Raw genomic sequence first — 23191 nt, 5'->3', positions numbered from 1 at the left:
CATTCCGAAATATAGTGGAAAAAGTAGCACATTATTTCAGATTTCCTCCTGGATTAATGTGTAAACAAGTATCTGGAATAATGTGCTCGATTACAGTGTTAAGTAACGAAAACACATTCTTACAAAATAAATCATTATCTTCAATATCTAAATAGGGTTCCTTAGTAAGGTTCATGAAGTTTATTTCTTTTATCAAATTCTTTCTTCTACTTTGTCTTTTTAACAGCTCCAATTTTATTTTTCTTTCGTCACTCAAATTAATCACCTTTCTCTTAGTCGACCCTTCTTTTTATAACCAACAAAAAAGAACCTTGAAAGATATTTAGCCAATCAAGGTCTCACAATACTGATTTAATCGTTTTGATGTTCCTTTTTCGCTAAATCAATCGCTACAGCTAACATAATTTGAAAAATTTCTTAACCCTCTCTAAAAATCCTTCAAATTAAAAGTTTCAATTATAGGAACTTCCGAATCATTGACTCTACTAATTTCAATTTTAGCAATTCTATCAAGGTCAACTAAAATAGTGAAAATATCTTCGCTTTGGTCAGGTGTCCAATTTAAAATATATGCACTTTTTACTTCTCCAAAGGTAGTTCTTAAAACATTCTATATCGCTTTTGCTTTACCATCTTGAGCCGAGACAATGTTCGAACCTTCTAACTCCTTTCTGAAATCCTATTCCTGTTTGCTTCCAATTAGTTTCATTTAATCACCCCTAGTGTAAGTAACTAGATTCCCATACTTGAAGGTTAAGTATTCGAGGATTAGAATGATGGTAACTGATGATATTAGGTTTTTTCACAAAAAGGGAAACTCACTAAATAGGATGTACTTTTTAAAGGTGTTGTACGTACTAAAGAATTTGTTTAAACATCATATAGGGCTTACAAGTGTTATCTCTCTTCTCTAATTTAAAAGGAGTTTATTCGGCACTGGGTAGCCCCACACAAAAAGAAACCTTAAAGGTTATCCCTCTAAGGTTTCCTGAAAAATTATAAGATATTTCTTATTTTTAGAAATTCACAACCAGTAATATTACTTTCTTCAACTAATTGCTTAAAAGTTTCTGACACGAATAATGGAATTTCATCTCCCTTTAATTTGAACAAATTTTTGTTATTTATTTTGTCTTCCGATACTGCATATTTTCTTACAGAATATATTTTTTCACCGTCTAAATCCATAACACTATAATCAGAGTTTTCTAGGTTTAATGCGTCAACTACCCCTAATACATTTGCAACAAAATATTCATGGTTCTCTATCTTATATTCACCTTCAAAATCAACAATATTTACAGGTAGAAATTGGACATCTTCTTCAATTTTTTTTATTAAATCCTTAAACTTTTTTGATACAATGAACCAGCCTAAATTATTTGCTAAATAGTCAGTAAATCTATTTCCATCATGTAGATTAAAATAAAAAGTGATATTGTCATTCCAATTCTCTAAAAAATTCCCTTCCTTTAACTCATACTGCTCAAATCCATGTGTATCCTCACAATGAACAACTACATCATTATCGTTGCTGTCATCTAAAATTAGTTTGAAATATTTCATTTTGACCTCCAATATTCTTTATAAAGCATATCTGGATTATCCCTTACTTCCTGCTTTAACCCTTCAAACAATTTAAGGAATTTCTCCCTATCTCCTTTAGCTAATCTATCATAAGTACTCAGTTTATCTAATACATAATCATGATATGCATATGGATGTCTCCCTTGATGAGGTAATAATTCCTTATTCCATTCATCATCTAAATCTAAACCATACTTTTTAGTTATATTCTCCATTTGAGGAGTGTATTTCTTACTTTTATTTGTTGCATAGTGGTGTTTTTGTAAAGGTTTAGTAGTACCCTTAGTACCCTTCTTCCCAACAAACCCAACCGTAACATCATCAATCTTCTTTCTGAAAATCTTACTAACTATCGTCGATGGATTGACCACATATTCGACAAATTCAAATGGTGTATCCTCAAAGAATGAATCCTGCGCCTTTACATTTCCTGAATTTTCAACAGTCGGAACACTGTCCACAATTTCATAATAAGCGCCTGCAAACATCCCGACAATCAGTCCATTATCATAAACATGGTAGTCACCAGTTACACCTTCTTCGTGACCTTCAATAATTTCGATAACATCAACTATGTGACCTTCTAAACTATCAAATTCCTCTTTGGTAATGACCTTTCTAGTAAAATCAGTTGCCGTTTTCCATTCCGCATATTTGGTCGTTAAAGTATCCTTATGTTTATTCCATCTTAAATAGGTTAGGTGCTGCCATGGGCCTGGGTATCTCATCGAGGCATAGCTTACAGGTACATCTGAAGCAATCGCTATTATGTCTCTTATACTCAGTCGGGTGTTCGCTTTAATTTCGCCTATTACATCTTTGTATGTATCGTTGTTTGCTAGTTGTCTTGCGGAAGTTATTCCAATTACCCTCGAAAGTATCATCTGAATAATATAAATTAATGTAAAAAACCTTGAAAGGCATATAGCCAGTCAAGGTATGATAACAATACCATTATATTTAGAAGTTCAAATACTTCACCTACTGATTTATCTGAGAGAATATCATAATTGTTTTATATTTCTTTCTAATACAATAAGGCTATTTTAAAGTAATTCCACTCCAACTTGTTTATAAAATTTAACTTTTAGCCTCTCTTCTTCGCCCACATTCATTACCATAGCTTTGTCATCTTTTTTTATACTTGTTACATTATTAAACTCACCTGTAAATACTATAGAATCATTAAATGTTATACTTAGACTACTCGTTTGCTTATATACATCTAAAGTTAAAATCACCTTGAAATTTTGGTCGTCTTTGTAAGTATAAATTAATTCTCCATCATCTATATTGCTTGTTATACTCACCGGCTCACTTTGAAAAAGTTCTAATAGATCATATTCATCATACTTTATAAACACTCGTTTTCATCCTTTTATTAATTATTTCGGTATAACTGTGATAACATCGCCTGCTTCATTTATAATTACTTTAACATCCAGTGTTTCATGAACAAACGTTCCGCTTCTATTACCAGGTATCTTTTTCGTATTCATTATAGCGTCTTCAATAACTGAAGGTGGAATATTTCTTGGATCTACATATTTTTTGATGAAATCACTAAATTCTTTTGTTTGTGGTTTAAATCCTAATTCTTCAGCTTTTTTTATTGCTCTACTTGTTAAAGTAGCTTTTATTTCAGGAATATCAGGTGCCATTCTTTCCAAAGCATGCTGAGAATACTTTCTTCCATTTATCTCTCCTCCGCCTTTTGACATATTCCAACCAATTTCACCCGTACCCTATGTTGTAATCTTAAAAGCTAAAAATAAAAAAATCAGCCATTTTACCACCTTATTAAACTACTTCTTTTTCCTGCACTATCGGCAATTCGTAGGCTATTTTATGTTTCATCATGCCATTGATAATATTTACAAGCCTTCTCATAATGCAAACCAATGCTTGCCCCTTTGTTTTGCCTTCTTTCAGTTTTCGTTGATAATAAGCATGAAACACAGGGTTCCTCGGTAGTTTACTTCCTTTAGCTACTTGCACTTGTTGGACTGCCAAGTTGTAAAATAAAGCATGCAACGCCCGATTTCCCTGTTTGCTTTTTTGTTCCCTGCCTTTCCCACCAGACCCAAAGAAAAAAGGTGCAATCCCCGCAAATCGTGCTAATTTGTTGGCATTAGGAAAACGTCAACAGCCAATCCATCCTCTATTTCTTATCTCTTATAAAATCGCTTGATGCTTTCCATTAGCGATAATGTCACCATATTGATACTTACCTGAATAGAAATTCCTTCTATCCAATATTCGCTTTACTTGAACTTTCGTAAACAACTTTTCTTGTTTCGTTCCGTGTCCTTCTTCATTCAATCGTTCTGCTAGTTGTGTTAATGTCCATGAAGGATACTGTTCCTTTATGTCAAACACTCTTTGAACGGTCTTTGCTTGTCTGTCATCTATGACAAGGCTTTTCTTACCTTTCTCCACTTTGTAGCCTAATGCGACATTTCCTCCTGCATAACCACCCTGTTGGGCTTTCTTGTTTCTCCCTCTCCCTAGCTTTAAAGAAATTTCTAATCGTTGATATTGGTCTAATAACTCCATTAAGCCATTGATTAAAAAGTCGCTAGGGTCTTTCTTGTAAATGCTATATTGAGGTTGCTCAATACTCCGAATGTCCACTCCATACTTTTTCAACTCACGATGAACCAACACTTTCACAATGTCTGACCGCCATAAACGGCTTGTATTCAGAGTGACAACATAATCCACCTTTTGATGAGTGAGATACTCCAACATCTCCTGAAAGCCTAATCTGTCCACTTCTAACGCTTCTTCGTCTACTTAGCCCCACTGATACCTTCGTCCTTAAACAAGCGTAAAAGCGTGTATCCTTGAGCCTGACAATATGCTTTGATTTCATCTTCTTGATAAGCAAGGCTGTATCCATCCCTTGCTTGACCTTGTGTAGATACTCGAATATATCCGATAACTTTCATGATAGTTTCCCCCTCCGTTACGCTAATTGAGATTAACGTAACGCTTAGCCGCTATATCTAATATAAATTCATTGTATGCGGCTTTAGCGATACAATCAATCCCTTTACCGATACAAATTTATTGTGTATCGTAAAAGTAACATGAAAAGAGGAAGGGAATTACCATGCCAATTTCAATCAAACTAAAGGAAATCCTTAAAGAACATGACCTTTCACAACGTGAGTTAGCACGAATGACAGGGCTACGCCCTAATACAATAAGCCATCTTTGTTCAGACAATGTTGACAGGGTTTATCTATCGACATTAGAAACAGTATGCAAAGTGTTAGACATCGACATTCAGGAGTTAATCGAGGTGGAGTAGCCTCTCGCCATAGTAATCGTTCTTTTGTACGTAAAAGTTGCGAAAAATTTAAAAGGCAGGGGAAAGCAAAGGTATAGTATTGGAGAATATAGATGGTGGTAACTGATGGTTTTGTGATTACTTCTAATAACTAGGATACATTAAATAGGTTATACGTTTTATAGGTGTTGTACGTACTTTATAATTTGTAAGAACATAATATAGGGCTTACAAGAATTACTCATATTCTCTGAATAAAAAGTGAACTATTCGTCACTGGATAGCCCCCCAATAAAAAAGAAACCTTGAAAGGCATATAGCCAATCAAGGTTTTTCAAATCTATACTTCTAGCTTAACTAAGTCTAATAAAAAATCACCAAAGTCATTAGCTATTATTTCATATGTTTGACTCTCTAAGTCAACTCCAGGTACAAAAGATATTACTTTTGGTTCACCATTATCATCAAGTTGATTATAGTCTAAACAAAATATTTCGTCACTCCCTGTATCATATATAACTAGTAGATTATTAGGTAGATTAATTTCTCTTCGTTCTGTTAAAGTGTACCATATAGCGTCTGGAACTGATGAATTTTCAAAATCAGCATTAATAATTCCGTATATTTCTTGTGCTCCGAAATTACCTGCTCCAAATGTCTTTAAATAATCAAGATATAAACCAGTAAACTTTAACCCTAATTTTTCTTCAGCCAAACTAATTAATTCATCTGTATGACCACCCACAAAGTCTGCAATCTCTTCTTCACTCAAAATAATTTCCTTTGCTTTTTGATAATTTTCTACACTCATTTCCATTCCCCTTTAACATTAAAAGTCATTGGCTCTATTTTTCCAGTAATCAGTTCGCCATTTATTAAACTCAGACCTATTTATACCTGAAGGTATAGTATTAGGATTGATGTGAATTACAGAACTGTTATCTTTATGAAACGTCTGTGTAACCTCTGCTATCGAACTTTCATTTCTTTGTGTCATGTGATGAAGGTTTATAGACTTTCCATCTGGACCAAGTGGGGCTAATCCCTTCTGCATCCTTTCAAAGTTAGTTCTACCTCGTGCGTCTTTCATATTTGGATTTATAATATCATCTCTTTGGTAAACTTTCACGTTTTTAAATTGGGTGGTTTTATTCCAGTATTGATAACCATTTCCTATACCCTTAGTACCCTTCTTCCCAACAAACCCAACCGTAACATCATCAATCTTCTTTCTAATAACCTTACTAACTATCGTCGATGGATTGACCACATATTCGACAAATTCAAATGGTGTATCCTCAAAGAATGAATCCTGCGCCTTTACATTTCCTGAATTTTCAACAGTCGGAACACTGTCCACAATTTCATAATAAGCGCCTCCGTATACCCTGACAATCAGTCCATTATCATAAATATGGTAATCACCAGTTACAGCTGCTTCGTGGTCGTCAATAATTTCGACAACATCAACTATGTGACCTTCTAAACTATCAAATTCCTCTTTGGTAATGACCTTTCTTGTAAAACCAATTGCCGTTTTCCATTCCGCATATTTGGTTGTTAAAGTATCTTTATGTTTATTCCATCTTAAATAGGTTAGGTGCTGCCATGGGCCTGGGTATCTCATGGAGGCATAGCTTAAAGGTACATCTGAAGCAAATCCAATTAGGTCCCTTATACTCGGACGGGTGTTCGCTTTAATTTCGCCTATTACGTCTTTGTATGTATCGTTGTTTGCTAGCTGCCTTGTGGAGAAAGTTGATATCGAGATTTCTTTTGATTGAAACATGCTTGATATTTCTGTTAGATACTTTTTTAATAGGTGTAAATCATCATCAGTCCTTGTTAAAGATGAGCTTGTAATATTGTCAAGCTCATTTAATTCGGCTACCGTTCTTCGTTCATGTTTTTGTGCTGCATTCACAAGGTGTTGGTACTCGTGGTCACTTAGTCTAGTTACTGTCATTATATCACTTATTGAATCTAGCAAACCATTCACATCATCTACTATTTGCATCGTGATATCTGCTGTTTTACGGAGTCCTTGTTCAATTTCTGATTCGATAAAGCCTTCGTGGATATAGGCGCTTTTATCTGGTTCAAAACGATTAAAACGCTCCATTGTTCGCTCTAAGTCAGCTTTATAATTTCGAATCGTCTGTTCGAAAAGGAGTAAAAAGGGTACGTGAACTTCATTGTAGAATATTCTTATTGAATTTCCACCTTTTCCGCTAAATTCATCTTTTAGATTTGTAAAATAGTCAATTTTCTTTCTGGCTTCGTTTAAACGCTCTTCTAATGAGTCTAGTTTGTCCATTAATTCTTCAACATCAGAAAAAAGACTAGTAGCATTGAGTATTTTCACTTTATTTTCTCGTCCCCCTATAACAGTTCTAATCATTTTATTTTATGAAAGGCTTGTAGATAAGTAGTTACTAGTTGATCAAATTGGTGCAGTGAGTCGAGTGATTTTTCTACTTTGTTATTATGGTCAAGGAGCATCGCTTTGTACTCTTCAGTTAGTTGTTGAATCATGAGGTTCATTTCATTGATTTTGTTTACAACCTCTAATGCGTTTCCGCTTCCTATTTCTTTCGATGTATCAGCTTGTATTGCATTTGTTGCATCATTCATCCCTTTTACAACTTTTCGTACCTCCTCATAGGAGACCTTTAATTGCTCGCCCATTTGTTATTCCTCCTAAAATGAAGTCATATCTTTTATCCTAACAAATGGAAAATCGTTGTATATAGGGAATTTTTACTAAGTATGTAGAAAGCAGGGGGGAAGCAGGGGGACGGTTCTCTTGCTTCCTTTTAAAAGGAAGCAGAAGAACCGTCCCCCTGCTTCATTTGACACTATCCTCTTAATCTTTAAAATAAACAACATATAACTAACTCCGACATGGCTATAATAAAGGATAACAACATTTAATAGAGGGATGCTGATGGAAAACATAAAAAGGTTACTAAAAGAGACTCAATTCGAATGCGAGAGATTACGAAAGGAAAACATAGAGCTTCGTAATCTATTAAAAGCCCATAATATTGATTTCAATCCACCTCAGAGAATAAATCAACCTACTCCAAATAAAACAAAAGAAGAGACAATACAAGAAAGAATCCAACTATTTAAAAGTCTTTTCAAGGGAAGGGCTGACGTTTATGCAATGCGGTGGGAATCTAAAACGGGGAAATCGGGCTACTCCCCAGCATGTGCAAATGAATGGCACGCAACCTTATGTGAAAAGCCAAAGATAAAATGTAATTCTTGTCAGCACCGTAAGCTTCTGCCGCTTACTGACCAAGTTATTTATAATCATCTCATTGGTAAGCAGACGATTGGTCTTTATCCACTGCTAGAGGATGAAACATGTTGGTTTCTAGCCGTTGATTTCGATAAGCAAAACTGGAAAGAGGATGCTCAAGCATTTATGAACACTTGCAAGGAATATCGAGTCCCGGCAAGTATCGAGCGTTCCCGTTCGGGCAATGGTTGTCATGTTTGGATTTTCTTCGATGACGCAGTACCAGCATCACTTGCTCGTCAACTTGGGAATGGTTTATTAACACACACACTTGAAAAAAGGTATAAGGTAGGAATCGATTCCTTCGACCGACTATTTCCTAACCAAGATACATTGCCTAAAGGAGGCTTCGGAAATTTAATTGCCCTGCCATTACAGTATGCGCCAAGGAAGCAGCAAAATAGTGTATTTGTTGATGAGTCGTTTATACCCTATCCTGATCAGTGGGGCTATTTAAGCCAAGTGAAAAAAATGAATAGGAACGCAGTAGAAAAAATCACACAAATAATGCAGCAAAAGAGCGACTCAACTAGCAATATAAAAGATGAAACGTATGCAATTAATTATCCAACTAAACTAAAAATTACCGAAAAGAATGGGCTATATATCGATAAAGAAGGGCTTCCCTCCTCTCTTATTCAAAAGCTCATTCAACTATCATCATTTAGAAATCCGGAATTTTACAAGGCACAAGCGAAACGTTTGTCTACTCATGGTATCCCAAGGCACATTATATCTTATGAAGAAACAGATGAGTTTTTCATATTCCCGCGTGGTTGTAAAGATGAAATTACATCATTACTGAAAAAACACTCGATTGAAATCGAACACACTAATGAAACAAATCAAGGGACTGCTTTACCTGTAACCTTTGCGGGAAAACTAAGAGTAGAGCAGGAGCAAGCTGTCACAAACTTATTAGAACAACCGACAGGGATCTTATCGGCAACGACTGGTTTTGGGAAAACTGTTGTCGCCGCAGCACTCATTGCCAAAAGAAAAGTTAATACACTAGTTATTGTTCACAGGAAACAGCTAATCGAACAGTGGAAGGATCGCTTAACTTCTTTTTTAAACTTAGAAGCACATCAAATTGGCCAAATCGGCGGCGGGAAAAACAAACAGTCAGGTGTCATTGATATCGCTACGATTCAAAGTCTTAACTATAAAGGAGAAATCAAAGACCATGTCACACAATACGGTCAGATAATCGTTGACGAATGTCATCATATTTCTGCCTATAGCTTTGAACAGGTTTTAAAGAAAGCAACTGCAGCCTATATCCATGGACTAACAGCAACACCAACTCGAAAAGACGGATTACACCCAATCATGACGATGCAATTAGGGCCAATTCGCTACAAAGTACAAGCAAAGTCACAAGCAAAAGTTCGGCCATTTGAGCATCTAGTCACCCCTCGCTACACAACTTTTATGAATCAGGATAAACAAGAGGAAAGAAATCTACAGGAATTATATAACGAGTTAATAAATAACGAAAAGCGTAATCAAATGATTTTTGACGATGTACTCAAGGAACTAGAGGAAGGTGCAGCTCCACTTATTTTAAGTGAACGAGTCGAACATGTTCATCATTTAGAAGCAATGTTCAAAAACTTTGCTAAAAACATTATCGTCCTAACAGGAGGAATGAAAAAACAAGAGGAAAAGGAAAAGATAAACCGACTAGAAAACATGTCTGACGATGAAGAACGATTAATCATCGCTACAGGCAAATACATCGGAGAAGGCTTTGACCACTCACGACTTGATACCTTATTCCTAACAATGCCAATCTCATGGAAAGGTACATTACAGCAATATGTAGGAAGACTCCATCGATTACATGATAAAAAGACAAGAGTGAAAGTTTTTGATTATGTCGATGCTAAGGAACCGATGTTTGCAGCAATGTATGAGAAGAGAGCTAAAGCGTATCAGGCAATGGGCTATAAACAAATTGATAAAAAGTTAGCTGGTCAGGCAACGGATGAGCAAATGAGGTTGTTTTGAAGCAGGGGGACGGTTCCTCTGCTTCCTTGAGGGGAGAACCTAGAAATAAAGCAAGGTGAAGGTTTCTTTTCAGCTTGAAAGTAAGAAACCGTCACCTTAATTCAACTTAAATACTCCTGTATCCCAATCTGATATTCCCGAATCTTATCATAATTCCCTGTATAAGGAGTCTTTATCACCTTGTCTTCTAGCAGTCCATCATAACTCGGATATTGATAGTTAACGACATTCAGTGTATTTGTAATATGCTGCTTCTTCGCAATCTTAATGTTCATTTTCACTAACCGAGCCAGATACTCTTGATAGATGAACGATTCCTGCAGGTGTGTTGAGCAGTCTGTATCTAATGTATCCGCAATAAGGATATTGAGTTTACTTCTAGCAATAATCGCTTCATTTATCGTAACTTCCCAATTTTGATGACTTTCATCTATATTTAAGAGATGAAGGAAAAATGTCGAACGCGCATCATTGTACTTAATAAAACCTTCCCACATTAAATCTTCATTGCAATTTTCAAGTGCTTTCTTAAAGGCTTTCTTTGATTCAAGTAAATACATAATAAATAACTCATTATCTTCATTGCTTAGCGTACCAATTTTATCAATTATGTTTGATAACCTATTAATTTCAAAAAAATCTCCATGTAGGTTGAGTTTTTTATTAAGGATTGCCATTGCCTTCTTATTGTAAAACAACCCTAAATAATTATAATAAACCGTTTGGGTAACAGAGTTCTTAAGCATCTTCCCTCTGACATCTAATAAGGTTGAAGTAATATCAAATTGATTTTTTGATACTAAGCGTTGGTAGTACATCACACTTCTTATCAATTTAACAGTCTCTTCAATCAAAATTAAATTACCTGTGCTAACACGTATTAAAGCATTTTTACGCTTTTCAATTAATAATAATATCCTGTCCATTCGAGCTGAAATTTTCTGTTTGTCTTTATCATCATTAGAATGATAGAGTGCGGGGAAAAAGACGATAATATCAATGAAATATTGGAGATTATCTGCAAATTCAATTGCTGTCTTTGGCTTCTTTGTAAAAAGGGCTTCAAGTTTCTTAAAAATTGCTTCGCCTACTTCATCGGCTTCCTTCATTTTATAATCTTTCAATAAACTCGTAATCGACATTTCATAATTCTCATTTTCGAGTACATTACCTTCCATTTGTGAAATAACGTTGACACTGTCGATTGAGATGTATGTTTGTGTGGCAATGATAAAGGCAATAAAAGCGATGACTAATGATAAAAACGTTACGATGAAATTGACTAAATCAGCTGTTGTCTTTATTGGGAAGATTTCAATACAGATGACGACTGATATTGCACCTAGTATTGCTACTAATATGTATGGGTAGTATAGTTTTGGTATTTTCACGAGTGCTGCTCCTTTGTAATGGATATCCTACTATTTTGATTGTCTCTTTCGCGTTCTAAATCTACTAAATCGATTTAAATTACCATTCTAATCCCTTCCACATCGACTTATATAGTTCAGTTCAATTCTACTAACCTTTGTAAAGTTATGTTCCAATAAAAATTATATACTTAAAAGAGTTACCTATATATGGATATTTTTACCATTCACGATATAATGCTCAAGTTTCTTGTTCAGAAAATAATAATTTTGAACTAAACTTCCTCTTTATTAGACTTATTAATGGTTATCTATCTTAAAACTTAGAGATGCTTATAAGTTGACTTTTCATCAAGTATAAACCGAGCCAATAGTAAATTTAGGAAGCAAAGGAACCGTCCCCCCGCTTCCTTAATGAACACGCATATGCCATCCCTAGCAAGACCCAGAAGAATGGGGCAACTGGAATCACGCTAATATTAAATAACGATTTAACAAGGTAGCCAAAAATTGTGATTAGGAGGCCTTGTAAATAAATTTTAGTTTCTCCTTCAAGTTCTCTAACGGTTTTAAATCCTTGCTTCAATATCGTGAACAGGAAAACACAATATACAAGCAATGCTGGAATCCCCATACTAAATGCAATCTCAAGAAAATCGTTGTGTGAATTATCAACTTGGATCTCATCAGGAGAGGTGTTCTTTTCAAAATAAACAATACTAAAAGTACTAGGGCCTGAGCCAATTAAGGCATAGTCTTTAATAAGTGGTATCGTCTTTTTCCATATTTCACCGCGACCAGACCCTGCATCATCACTGCTTTCATCCTCATCTAGAAATGTCATTAAGTCAGCTACAACACTATCAAGTCGATTCGTTAAAAAACCATTTTCGATGATATTCACTGTCAGCAACAAACTTATTGGAACAAGGAAGAGAAGCAGCCACCGTTTCCACAATTGGCGTTGCGGTACTATGACGAGTATTGTATAAAGCACAATACATAAAAGGACACTGACCCACGCACCGCGAGAGCCTGAATAGAATAACGACAAGAAAAGTACACCATTTACCACCCAATAAAACACGAGACCCTTTAAATTATTAGACATAAGATACAACAACAGCGATAAATTAATCATAATCACCATGTAGGTTCCATAGTGGTTAGAGTTATCAAAAAATCCCCAGCTTTTATAAAAGTATGTATCAGTACTATAATGATGGTGCTGCCATATGTTATAAAACCCAATGATTACTGAAACATTCACAAAACATTTAACAATCAAGATTTGCTTTGTCTCCCGAATAAACTGGTAAGAGAAAATAAACAGAGAGAGGAACGAGAACCAGTAAAGGAAACCTTGATACTCCCTTGCACTACCTAGGAACGAAACCCAAGGATTTAACGAAAACAGTGTTGATATGAATATCAAGATAAAGAATAAAACTGCCAGCTTCTCAGCCTTCGTTTGAAAAAGTGATGATAATTGTTTTGAGTGGAACAAGTAGTGTATGAGATAACCCCAAAGTATAATGACAGAAGTGGTTAAAAGAAGCAATTTATTAAACGTTGAATAATTGATATCACCTAACGGCTTTAAGAGAAAGGGATAGATACTTATCAACATGGCTAGGGCAATAAAATAAATATTATGTATATGCGACTTCATTTTTCTCTCCTATTTTTGTAAGACCATTAACTGCCTTACTAGATTTCTAATAAGCTACCACTTTACTTAAAAATCGGATACTCACAATTTTATATTCTATCATTTTATAGTTAATTTTTACCTTACATTCATTCGACAAAGTTCGTAATAGCCTCTTTCCATCTATAATTCTAACTCGTGCTATTAATAAGATGCGCTGTTATTTGTGCAACTACCAATGAGTCTATTTGACACAGAGTTCAGTCTAAGATAATAGAAACATCTTTTGGATATGTTAATTCAGTACCTTCGACCGCTGAACTTAATTATGAGGAGATTTTTAGAAGGTATGAGGGATTTCCATTCTACTCATGAAAAAAGAATTACCAAATAAGAGTTTAATAATCCCAACATATTAACTATCTACCACACTTACATACAAACCTAGAAAGACTGACAAAAATACAAAAAGCTGGGGAAGGATTAAATTCATAATCTTCCCCAGCTTTTCATTGAAGCAAAAGAACCGTCCCCTTGCTTCCTAGTTTGATTTGTAGTATTGGTCGATGCCGTCGGCTATTGCTTTTGCTAGTTTGTCTTGGTAGGCGCTTGTTACTAGTTTTTGGCGTTCGTTAGGGTTGTTGATGAAGCCTAGTTCTAGTAGAGTTGCTGGCATTGCTGATTCTCGGATAACTGAGAATGACTTACCGGCTGTTCCTCGATTTGTTGCACCTGTGTTTGCTACCATTCTATCTTGGATGATTTTCGTAAGCTCGACACTCTTCATCACGCGGTCTAAATTATTATGCATGGCACCATTTATCTGAGGTTGATACTCAGGGTTGTACCCGTAATAGAATGCTTCAATTCCATTGGCTGAAGTTGTAGAAGAACCAGTTGAATTGTGATGGATACTTACAAATATATCTGCCTCTAAATCATTTGCCATTTGAGAGCGCTCAAGAAGTGAAACAGTAGTATTAGTAAAACGTGACATATAGACTGTATAACCACGGCTTAGTAGAATCGATTGTACTTTTTTAGCAACTGATAGATTTAGGTCTGCTTCCTTGTAGCCACCTGCTACTGCACCTGAATCAGAACCACCATGTCCAGGGTCTAGGAAGATTGAGAATGGTTTTTTAAATGCCTTCTCCTCACTTACTGGTTCTCCTTGACCTTTTGGAACTAATTTAATTTCTATTGCTTCAAGGCGTTTAGAACGACCTTCAGAACCAGCTTTCATGCCATTTTTCGCCCAACCTAACCATCCAAATGTTTGGGAATGGACTCGGTAGTAAATATCGTAATGTTTAGCAAGCTCGCCCGTTAAATTAATTTTAATGGCTTCAATCCTTTTTTGTTGACCAGATGTACCTGATATCGCACCATTTGATTTATCCGCCATCCAGCCATATCCTTGAACATGTGTAGAGTAGGTAATATCTCCACTAAAAGGTGCATTCTTCAGATTTATCTTTATGGCTTCAAGTCGTTTTGCTTTTCCGTTCGTACCACTCATTGTTCCATCTTTTACAGGACTCATCCATCCGTATGATTGAACATGTGTTGAATATTCAACTGATGGTTTTGTGACAAAGGATTTAGTAGTTGGACCAGGTGCCTTTTCTCCTTTTTTAACAAGAGCAATTTCAATGGACTCTAATCGTTTTGTTAATCCCTCTGTTCCGGCAGGGTTACCATTTTTGGCCCAATCTAACCAACCGAATGTTTGGGAATGAACACGATAATAGATATCGTAATGTTTAGCAAGTTCACCTGTTAACTGCACCTTTATTGCTTCCATTCGTTTCTTTTCACCAGAAGTACCTGATATTTCGCCGTTGGATTTATTGGCTAACCAACCATAGCCTTGAACGTGTGTTGAATACGTGATGCTTCCACTGTATGGAGCATCTTCAAGATTAATCTTAATTGCTTCCAATCGTTTTGCTTGTCCTTCAGTTCCGCTCATTTTGCCATCTGCAACTGAATCCATCCATCCGTATGATTCAACATGAGTGGAATAGACAACAGAAGTTTTGTCAACTAGCGGTTTCTCTGTCGGACCAGGTGCTTGTCCACCTTTTTCAACTAAAATCATTTCAATTGCTTCTAACCGTTTGGAAAATCCTTCAGTCCCAGCCGATTGACCATTTTTGGCCCAATCTAACCAGCCGTAATGCTGAGAGTGGACACGATAATAGATATCGAAATGGTTCGCCATCTCTCCAGTTAAACTGACTTGGATTGCTTCAACACGCTTACCTTCGCCAATTTTTCCGTTTGTATCCCCATCTGTACTGTTTGAAAGCCAACCATAACTTTGCACATGGGTCTTATAGGAGATTCCACCAGGATATGGTGCATTCTTCAAGGTGATTTGTAACGCCTCTAAGCGTTTCCCTTCGCCACTTGTTCCCGCTATTTGCCCATTTAAAGCAGGCTCTTGCCAGCCAATTCCCTTAACATAACTAACATATTGTACAGCTGGTTGTTGAACTAATGAACGTGCACTAAATAAACTAACCTCATTTGTTTGTTGACTTTCTGCAGCCTTCTCCTCATCTAGATTCTCATCTTCAGGAGGTACTTCCTCAACTGCTAACTCATTACTCGAATTGATAGAATCATATTGTTCTTTTGTAATGACTACATTTTGATTCGTTTCATCTTTATCGTAGTAAACAAACCCTAAATTCTCTATTATTGTACCCTTGCTATCAATCGTTTTGACTTCTTCAATTGATGTACCATTTTCATTTTGCATAATAAGATTCGAGGTGTTTGTTAAATTCTGTAGCTGTACCTCTTCAACTTGAGAGGCATCTGATTCTACTATTCGATAATGAATCGATTGATCCTCAGTTAGTTTAACTGTTTGCAACTCCTCAGAAACATTCATTGTCAATGCCTCTTCCTGCTCGTTAAAAGAAGCCAGGACTGAAGCCTTTTCATTATTTTGCCAACCAGTTAATTTTAAAGTTGTTTCCTCACTAATCGTTATTTCTTGACCTTCACCATTAAATTGAATGAAGTAATAACTAGTCTTTTCCCCATTAACGCTATTACCCTTCTGCTGTTCCATCGCAAAAGCGTTGGAAGGAATAATAGAGCCGATTAGGAGGATTACAATTAGTAATATGGCATTTCTCTTCATCATCAAACTCCCTACCTTATCTATATTTCGACAAAAACTAGTAAAATATGAGTAATACTACCAATATTCTCATTTCACCTCTATTATTCTATCATACTTTATATGGAAGTAGATGAAATTTCATAACTTTTGTCGTAGGTATTTTGTTCCTAAGATGAAACATTGGTTATTTTGTCACATAACTTCTTTTTATAGCAAGTTTCCATTTTATGAATTGAAAATGAGTTATTTACTATTGTTAATATAACTATCTGCGCTGATAAAGATAATTAAAGAGGGTGTTCATTATATATTAGAGGTTCATTTGGTGAAATTTATACATGAAAGTATTTTTATATTGAGGAATTGTTTATTATTTATTAACTAATAATCTATTAATTGTTGGTATTAAGAGGATATAAACTAGCTAGTATTATAATAAATTCATATAGGAGAACAAATTTGTAAATTTTTCCTAAATATTTATAAGATATATTGTCTTTTCACCTTTGAATCTACTAAAATATAGTATGTAAAGTTTGATTTTCTAAATCAAAAGTACATAAAAAGGAGATGTTGTTCATGTTAAAAGAGGTACGATGTCCAGGATGTGCAGAGATTTATAAACCAGACGATACAGTCATACTAGATGAAGTGAATACGATGCATCATCCTGAATGCTATGACAGGTTATTTGAAGCGAAGGATCTTGATACATTTGAGGGTATCGTTGAAAAGTATGAGTTCTTTCATGATTTATTGCCGGAACATTAATTATTAATCTATTTATCTATGACAAATAAGGCAAAGGAATAAACCCACTACCCCTAGGATTCTGTTTTCCAGTATTTCTAGGGGTTTTTATAAGAAACTACTTTTAAGTAATATGGAGTCATGAACCACTTAGTTCCAGCTTTAAATTGTTCGCCCCATTATAAATTTCAACCTTCAATACAATTGCTAAAAGCTTTGACAATACTCGGGGAACTCCGGGAAGTGGCAGGCACCCAATGCTTATATGATACCTATTTACTATCAAATCTCTATAGTAGAGAGCCTTAATGAGCTCTTGTTCCTTTTCATTCAGTTCAGCCATCGCTTCCTGCAAGATTATAGAGTTGCCTTGTCACAAAGAATATCTTCTATCATTTGGTCATCTTCAAAATCAGCACCTAGTTCAATCAAACGATTGATTGAATCCTCTTTGCTCGGGACAAAATCAATCGTTTCTGTTTCAAAATCAACAGCTATCCGTCCAACCTTGATATCCTGTTCCAGGTACCGCTCTCTTCTTTTCATTTTGTAATACTCTTTGTAAATCTCCTCGCTAACACCGACCTGCTCCTTGCCGATTTTGATAAAAAACTCGCTCATTCTCTTTTCCTCCTATGGCCCGGCAAAGAGCCGCAGGGAAAAAGAGACAAAAAAATAAGCCGGACACAGAACGCCCAACTGCATTATTTGCAGGGCGATCCATGTCCGGCTTATAGGTAGTTCACACCACGACTCCATTGCTCGGTACCGATTATTTTTGATTCAATGTGCATTCACTCGCTAGATGATCATTTTTTCTCAAAATATCGATCATCCGGCCTGGGTAATGCAGTCGATTCCTCGCTCGGTATCATCGTGATATGAACTTTTTATATAAATAAAAAAGGCCCAGATATATCAGTTAAGTATCTACTGATTTATCCGGACCTTAAGGTAGATTTGATTTGCAACTCATGGTGAGGCACTATCTCCTTTTCGTCTTGCTTTAGGTTTTCCGCTTATCTGTTTGAATTTATCTGTCGCAAGTTCAACTTCCCAAACCTGCTTACATCTTCCACACTTCGTTTGCACGGGACCACATGCTTGATCCCCCTTATCAAACAACCTGTAACCACAGGCAGGACATTTTACTCGCGTAATTTTAGCTTCCTTAATCATTTGTTTTCCTCCCAACTATGCTGAAGCTATTTTAATTAAAAGTATTCCTTAATTATATTTTACACAGGAGCATGTGTTCTGTACAGTAAGAATAATAAACATTTGTCAAATAGTAACAAATTCGTAGATGTTGAGTAAGTGATTACACTGCTTCTCCATGAGCCTGATTATTTAAAAATGATACATTAATCACCTTTTTGCACTTTGGACATTTTATTTGCACTTCAGCTTCCTTTGCTGAAAGCATGTCCATTAATCTTTTTGTGCACACTGGACATTTTACTACTTTGGCCATTGATTCCATCCCCTTTAAACATCATGTAATTGAATTAATTATGCTGTTGTTAAAACTTTAACTTCGGTATTGTTTGCAGTCAATGGATGAGACAAAAAAATATGTAGGCAAAATAAACAACACATCTTCAAAGGAAGTTCTACCTTTTAATCTTGCAATTTTGAAATTATTATATCACGCTACAAAAATTTATACAACACATTTATTGAAATTAATTTCGTTGTCTATTGACTACACTTAATGGATAAAATATAATAACGATAGAAGATAAAGTGGGGTGAATTATAATGCATAGCGAGGAACAATTCCATAAAGAGGAGTTTGCCAATCTTCTTGACCGGGCGAAAGGTGACAGATCCATAAATAATTTTGCTAATGAAACAGGAGTTAGTGCTGCCCACATCTCTAGGTTTTTAAGACAAATGATTGCTTCACCACCAACACCGGAAACGATATCAAAGTTTGCAGCAAAAGCACATAATGAAGTTACATATCAAGATTTGATGGTAGCCGCAGGGCATTTAGCTAGAAAAGATGAATCGGATGGAAATAAAGAAAATACAGTCGAGAGAGATTCTCCAATGAACCTAAGAATGCAAATTGAGGAGTTAGAAAAAAAATTTAGACAGGTAATATTAGCGGACCTCTACGAAAGTCCGTATAAATGGAGTGTGGAAAAGACTGAGGAAAAAAGGTACCGGTTTCCTGATATGACTCTTAACATAGACCATGATGGATATAATAGATGGTATTTAGATTTCAGACCAAATATTCACGGACGCCGTCACCCATCTTTCCATCCGTACCATCTTTATGGTCGCATTGTTATGTTTGAATTATTAGAAACCGATAAACTAACTATTGTTGTTAATGAGGAAAAAGATTTTGATATGATAATGAAAAGGCCACCGCTTTCCCTTAGAGCTAATTTATATGTAATGCTTATTGATCTAGAGTGGGGTAAAATTATAAAAGAAGAGATATTGTGTAAATATACGAAGGATTAATTAAGAGGATTATGTTAGGAATCGCATGATCTTTTTTGTGGTGGGAAAAGATAAAAAAAGTACGACAAATAAGCCCGCCAAGCCAAAATTGGCCTAGCGGGTAATTTGTACTAACTCACTACTGATTTTTATATTAGAACGAATATTGATTCTGAAAATAATTCTGATATTCACCACTTATAATTTGTTCCCACCATTCTCTGTTATCAAGATACCACTGAATGGTTTGGGCAATTCCGGTATCAAAGGTATAAGTAGGTTTCCATCCTAACTTTTCTAGTTTAGTTGGATCAATTGCATAACGTTTATCGTGTCCTAATCTATCTTTTACAAATTCAATTAACTCTTCGGATTTACCTAAAGTTTTTATTATAGTTTTAACTACTTCTAAGTTCGTCTGCTCATTATGACCACCTACGTTATACACTTCACCACTAATACCTTCATGTAGTACTAAATCAATCGCTGCACAATGATCAATTACATGCAACCAATCCCTAATGTTTTTTCCGTCTCCATAAACAGGCACCTTTTGCTCATTTAGAACACGTGAAATTGTTAAAGGAATTAGTTTCTCAGGAAAGTGATACGGACCATAGTTATTGGAACAGCGTGTAATATTGACTGGCAATCCATAAGTTTCGTTATATGCACGTACTAATAAATCTGATGATGCTTTACTTGCACTATACGGACTATTAGGCTGTAGTGGAGTATCTTCTGTGAAAAATGTTGTTGGATCAAAATCCAACTCGCCATATACTTCATCTGTTGATACGTGAACAAATTTTGTTACATCAACTGTTCTTGATGCATCTAATAATACTTGTGTACCGACAACATTTGTTTGCACAAAGACACCTGGATCTGTAATGGAACGGTCTACATGGCTTTCTGCAGCAAAGTGAACAACGTAGTCAAATTTTTCTTTTTCAAAAAGTGCAACAATTGTTTCACGTTCAGCTATGTCTGCTTTTACAAAGTGATAATTTTCTCTTGTTTCAATATGTTTGTGCTTAGTTAAATCTCCCGCATAGGTTAGTAAATCTAAATTATAAGTGTCATATTGAGGATACTTGTCCACCATATATTGAACAAAGTTACCACCAATAAAACCGGCACCACCCGTAACAAGAATTTTTTTTCGTTCCACTTATTTCACCTCTTGTACTAATTCGTTTAAATAATGTTTTAAGGCATTCTGCCACATAGGCAATGGCTCAAACCCATTGTCAATTAGCTTTTGCTTTGACATACGTGAGTTTTTTGGTCTAACAGCACGTGTTGGATATTCTTCAGTTAAAATTGAGTTTACTGTAACTTTTCTATTGGCTTGTAGAAAGATTTCAGTAGCAAACTCTGCCCATGTACAAAAGCCTTCATTTGATGCGTGGTAGATACCATACTTTTCTGTCTGTATCATATCGATTAATAAACGTGCTAAATCAAATGTATACGTTGGTGAACCATATTGGTCTCCAACAACATTTAATTCGCTACGAGTCTCAGATAATCGAAGCATTGTTTTTATAAAATTATGCCCATTGATTCCAAATACCCAAGAAATACGAACGATAAAATGCTTATCTAGTAAATCTCTTACAATCTTTTCTCCTTCATATTTCGTAAAGCCATAATAGCCCACTGGTTCAGGTTTATCAATTTCGTTAAAGGGCTCTTCACCTTTACCATCAAAAACATAATCTGTACTTATATACATGAACTTTGCATTTACTTTCTTAGCTGCCGTAGCAACATATTTAGTACCATTTACATTTACATTCCAACATGTTTCTTGATCATCTTCAGCTTTATCCACTGCTGTATATGCAGCGCAGTGAATGATTGCATCCGGATTCACTTTTTGCACATATTGATATACATCTGCTTCATTAGTAATGTCTAAATCATCTCTGCCAATTCCTAGCACATTAATACCGCGCTTATTTCCTTCACGCGTAACATCATAACCAAGTTGACCGGTATAACCAGTTACTAAAACCTTCATAATACACTACGCTCCATAATTAAAATTATTATCGGCATTCTTTAATAGAGGTGCTTTTTGATCTTTCTCTGATAATATAGGCTCAATATCTATAGGCCATTCAATTCCTATGGTAGGATCATTCCAGAGTATACCCCTATCACATTCTGGTGCATACAACTCATCCACTTTATACTGTACTTCTACATTTTCTGTTAACGTCAAAAACCCATGTTCAAACCCCTTTGGCACTAACAGTTGTTTATTATTCTTAGCACTTAATTCAACACCAAACCAATTACCATACGTAGGACTTCCTTTTCGAATATCAATGGCAACATCAAAGATGGAACCCCTTGTACAACGAACAAGCTTTGTCTGTGCTTTAGGGTTTAATTGATAATGTAATCCTCGTAGTGTACCTTTTACTGCAGAGAAAGATTGATTATCCTGAACAAACTTTACATTTATTCCTGCATCCAAGAAATTAGATTCATTATATGTTTCCATAAACCAACCACGATGATCACCGAATACATTTGGTTCTATAATGATTACACCATCTAAATTGGTATTAGTAATTTTCATTCTACAATTCACTTCTTTCAATGCTTAATATTGTATTTCTCCATTTGCAACTTTCATTAAATATTGACCATATCCAGTTTTACTAAGCCTTTCGCCACATTCCCATAATTGATTCTTAGTAATCCAACCATTAATAAAGGCAACCTCTTCAGGAGCTGCAATCTTAATTCCTTGATGTTCTTCTACTGTCTTAACAAAATTGGTTGCCTCTACTAAACTTTGATGTGTTCCCGTATCTAACCAGGTAAATCCTCGACCTAATAACTCCACTTCTAAGTCTCCCATTTTTAAATACGCATCATTAATTGATGTGATTTCGAGTTCACCTCTGGCTGAGGGTTGTACATTTCTAGCAATATCAACAACTCGGTTATCATAAAAATATAATCCAGTAATCGCATAACTAGATTTTGGTACTTCCGGCTTTTCCTCAACACTAATAACCTTTCCATCCTCATCAAACTCTACAACCCCGAAACGTTGAGGATCTTGTACATGGTATCCAAATACCGTAGCACCATTTTCTTTACTTGCAGCACGTTGAAGGATTTTCCTCATGCCACTACCATAGTAGATGTTATCTCCTAAGATCATGGCAACAGAGTCATTCCCAATAAAATCCTCACCAATTAAAAAAGCCTGAGCTAATCCATCTGGGCTCGGCTGTACTTTATATTCAAGATTTATACCGAATTGTGAACCATTTCCTAATAAAGCTTCAAATCGAGGCGTATCCTCGGGTGTTGATATAATTAATATATCTTTAATACCAGCAAGCATCAAAGATGACAACGGATAAAAAATCATTGGTTTATCATAAATAGGTAGTAGTTGTTTACTAGTAACCATAGTTAATGGATATAATCGGGTACCACTACCCCCTGCTAGAATAATTCCTTTCATTGTCTACACCTCATTATATAGAGTATTATTTATTAATTTAGAAAACCGAAATTGCTAAATTTCCCTCTTTAGTCCCATATTTTAAAGAAAGCTTCTATATCTTACTAATGGTTAATA

At 35.4% G+C, this 23191-nt stretch carries 22 protein-coding genes and 2 pseudogenes; 4 read left to right on the top strand and 20 right to left on the bottom strand.

The genetic code is table 11. The annotated features are described in order from the left end of the window. Window positions 1-31 precede the first annotated feature (31 nt). The 7 genes and pseudogenes from J2S19_RS23795 to J2S19_RS19150 form a co-directional block, all read right to left on the bottom strand. Window positions 32-265, bottom strand: a complete 234-nt coding sequence (locus J2S19_RS23795) for a YxiF family protein (RefSeq protein WP_442406289.1) — start codon at window positions 263-265, stop codon at window positions 32-34. A 731-nt stretch (window positions 266-996) separates the two neighbouring features. Next, window positions 997-1566, bottom strand: coding sequence for an imm11 family protein (locus tag J2S19_RS19175; protein ID WP_307345176.1), 570 nt, complete (start codon window positions 1564-1566; stop codon window positions 997-999). Beyond that, window positions 1563-2471: an AHH domain-containing protein gene (locus J2S19_RS19170; protein WP_307345173.1), complete on the bottom strand. Its 909-nt coding sequence runs from the start codon at window positions 2469-2471 to the stop codon at window positions 1563-1565. Before J2S19_RS19170 ends, J2S19_RS19175 begins: the two co-directional genes overlap by 4 nt. A 162-nt stretch (window positions 2472-2633) precedes the next feature. Next, complete coding sequence (locus J2S19_RS19165; protein WP_307345170.1) at window positions 2634-2951, bottom strand: hypothetical protein; 318 nt, start codon at window positions 2949-2951, stop codon at window positions 2634-2636. Window positions 2952-2972: 21 nt separating this feature from the next. Beyond that, window positions 2973-3308 (bottom strand): hypothetical protein, encoded by a 336-nt coding sequence (locus tag J2S19_RS19160; protein ID WP_307345167.1) that lies wholly within the window; start codon window positions 3306-3308, stop codon window positions 2973-2975. A gap of 79 nt (window positions 3309-3387) precedes the next feature. Beyond that, window positions 3388-3729, bottom strand: a pseudogene (locus tag J2S19_RS19155) (transposase); the annotation flags it as partial. A gap of 33 nt (window positions 3730-3762) precedes the next feature. After that, window positions 3763-4538: pseudogene (locus tag J2S19_RS19150) on the bottom strand (recombinase family protein). A 164-nt stretch (window positions 4539-4702) separates the two neighbouring features. Between J2S19_RS19150 and J2S19_RS19145 the strand changes: the two are divergent. Further along, on the top strand, window positions 4703-4903 hold the full coding sequence (locus J2S19_RS19145; protein ID WP_307345165.1) for a helix-turn-helix domain-containing protein: 201 nt from the start codon (window positions 4703-4705) through the stop codon (window positions 4901-4903). Window positions 4904-5222: 319 nt separating this feature from the next. Here the strand turns inward: J2S19_RS19145 and J2S19_RS19140 are convergent, their stop codons facing one another. From J2S19_RS19140 to J2S19_RS19130, 3 genes are read right to left on the bottom strand one after another with little or no spacing between them, the layout of a single operon-like run. Continuing rightward, the gene (locus tag J2S19_RS19140; protein ID WP_307345163.1) at window positions 5223-5693 is read right to left on the bottom strand and encodes an SMI1/KNR4 family protein; all 471 of its coding nucleotides are present in this window, start codon (window positions 5691-5693) and stop codon (window positions 5223-5225) included. An 18-nt stretch (window positions 5694-5711) separates the two neighbouring features. After that, complete coding sequence (locus tag J2S19_RS19135; protein ID WP_307345160.1) at window positions 5712-7247, bottom strand: T7SS effector LXG polymorphic toxin; 1536 nt, start codon at window positions 7245-7247, stop codon at window positions 5712-5714. A 32-nt stretch (window positions 7248-7279) separates the two neighbouring features. Next, window positions 7280-7570, bottom strand: coding sequence for a DUF5344 family protein (locus J2S19_RS19130; protein WP_307345156.1), 291 nt, complete (start codon window positions 7568-7570; stop codon window positions 7280-7282). Window positions 7571-7829: 259 nt separating this feature from the next. On the opposite strand from J2S19_RS19130, the gene J2S19_RS19125 reads away from it, so the two are divergent. Continuing rightward, on the top strand, window positions 7830-10202 hold the full coding sequence (locus J2S19_RS19125) for a TOTE conflict system archaeo-eukaryotic primase domain-containing protein (RefSeq protein WP_307345153.1): 2373 nt from the start codon (window positions 7830-7832) through the stop codon (window positions 10200-10202). Window positions 10203-10303: 101 nt separating this feature from the next. Here J2S19_RS19125 and J2S19_RS19120 read toward each other — a convergent pair whose 3' ends face one another. The 3 genes from J2S19_RS19120 to J2S19_RS19110 all read right to left on the bottom strand — a co-directional run bounded on the left by J2S19_RS19120 (window position 10304) and on the right by J2S19_RS19110 (window position 16383). Continuing rightward, on the bottom strand, window positions 10304-11593 hold the full coding sequence (locus J2S19_RS19120; protein ID WP_307345151.1) for a hypothetical protein: 1290 nt from the start codon (window positions 11591-11593) through the stop codon (window positions 10304-10306). 358 nt (window positions 11594-11951) lie between these two features. Next, window positions 11952-13244, bottom strand: coding sequence for an O-antigen ligase family protein (locus J2S19_RS19115; RefSeq protein WP_307345148.1), 1293 nt, complete (start codon window positions 13242-13244; stop codon window positions 11952-11954). A 520-nt stretch (window positions 13245-13764) separates the two neighbouring features. After that, window positions 13765-16383 carry an N-acetylmuramoyl-L-alanine amidase gene (locus J2S19_RS19110; protein ID WP_307345145.1) on the bottom strand — a complete coding sequence of 873 codons (2619 nt, stop codon included), beginning with the start codon at window positions 16381-16383 and terminating at the stop codon, window positions 13765-13767. Window positions 16384-16944: 561 nt separating this feature from the next. Here J2S19_RS19110 and J2S19_RS19105 point away from each other — a divergent pair. After that, window positions 16945-17136: a hypothetical protein gene (locus tag J2S19_RS19105; protein WP_307345142.1), complete on the top strand. Its 192-nt coding sequence runs from the start codon at window positions 16945-16947 to the stop codon at window positions 17134-17136. 336 nt (window positions 17137-17472) lie between these two features. On the opposite strand, the gene J2S19_RS19100 is transcribed toward J2S19_RS19105, so the two are convergent. The 3 genes from J2S19_RS19100 to J2S19_RS19090 form a co-directional block, all read right to left on the bottom strand. Next, complete coding sequence (locus J2S19_RS19100; protein WP_307345139.1) at window positions 17473-17736, bottom strand: hypothetical protein; 264 nt, start codon at window positions 17734-17736, stop codon at window positions 17473-17475. Between the two features lie 351 nt (window positions 17737-18087). After that, window positions 18088-18294 (bottom strand): hypothetical protein, encoded by a 207-nt coding sequence (locus J2S19_RS19095; RefSeq protein WP_307345137.1) that lies wholly within the window; start codon window positions 18292-18294, stop codon window positions 18088-18090. Window positions 18295-18436: 142 nt separating this feature from the next. Further along, entirely contained in the window at window positions 18437-18589 is a 153-nt protein-coding gene (locus tag J2S19_RS19090) for a hypothetical protein (RefSeq protein ID WP_307345134.1), read from the bottom strand. Between the two features lie 287 nt (window positions 18590-18876). Here J2S19_RS19090 and J2S19_RS19085 point away from each other — a divergent pair, with 287 nt between their 5' ends. Continuing rightward, complete coding sequence (locus J2S19_RS19085; protein WP_307345130.1) at window positions 18877-19596, top strand: hypothetical protein; 720 nt, start codon at window positions 18877-18879, stop codon at window positions 19594-19596. Between the two features lie 133 nt (window positions 19597-19729). Here the strand turns inward: J2S19_RS19085 and rfbB are convergent, their stop codons facing one another. From rfbB to rfbA, 4 genes are read right to left on the bottom strand one after another with little or no spacing between them, the layout of a single operon-like run. Further along, window positions 19730-20749: a dTDP-glucose 4,6-dehydratase gene (gene rfbB, locus J2S19_RS19080; RefSeq protein ID WP_307345128.1), complete on the bottom strand. Its 1020-nt coding sequence runs from the start codon at window positions 20747-20749 to the stop codon at window positions 19730-19732. Continuing rightward, window positions 20750-21604, bottom strand: a complete 855-nt coding sequence (rfbD, locus tag J2S19_RS19075) for a dTDP-4-dehydrorhamnose reductase (RefSeq protein ID WP_307345125.1) — start codon at window positions 21602-21604, stop codon at window positions 20750-20752. Between the two features lie 6 nt (window positions 21605-21610). Beyond that, the gene (gene rfbC / locus J2S19_RS19070) at window positions 21611-22171 is read right to left on the bottom strand and encodes a dTDP-4-dehydrorhamnose 3,5-epimerase (protein ID WP_307345122.1); all 561 of its coding nucleotides are present in this window, start codon (window positions 22169-22171) and stop codon (window positions 21611-21613) included. Between the two features lie 24 nt (window positions 22172-22195). Beyond that, window positions 22196-23074, bottom strand: a complete 879-nt coding sequence (rfbA, locus tag J2S19_RS19065) for a glucose-1-phosphate thymidylyltransferase RfbA (RefSeq protein ID WP_307345119.1) — start codon at window positions 23072-23074, stop codon at window positions 22196-22198. Between the last annotated feature and the right edge of the window lie 117 nt (window positions 23075-23191).

The organism is Metabacillus malikii, from assembly GCF_030813355.1.
Lineage (GTDB): Bacteria > Bacillota > Bacilli > Bacillales > Bacillaceae > Metabacillus > Metabacillus malikii.
This window is presented reverse-complemented; position numbering and strand designations above follow the sequence as displayed.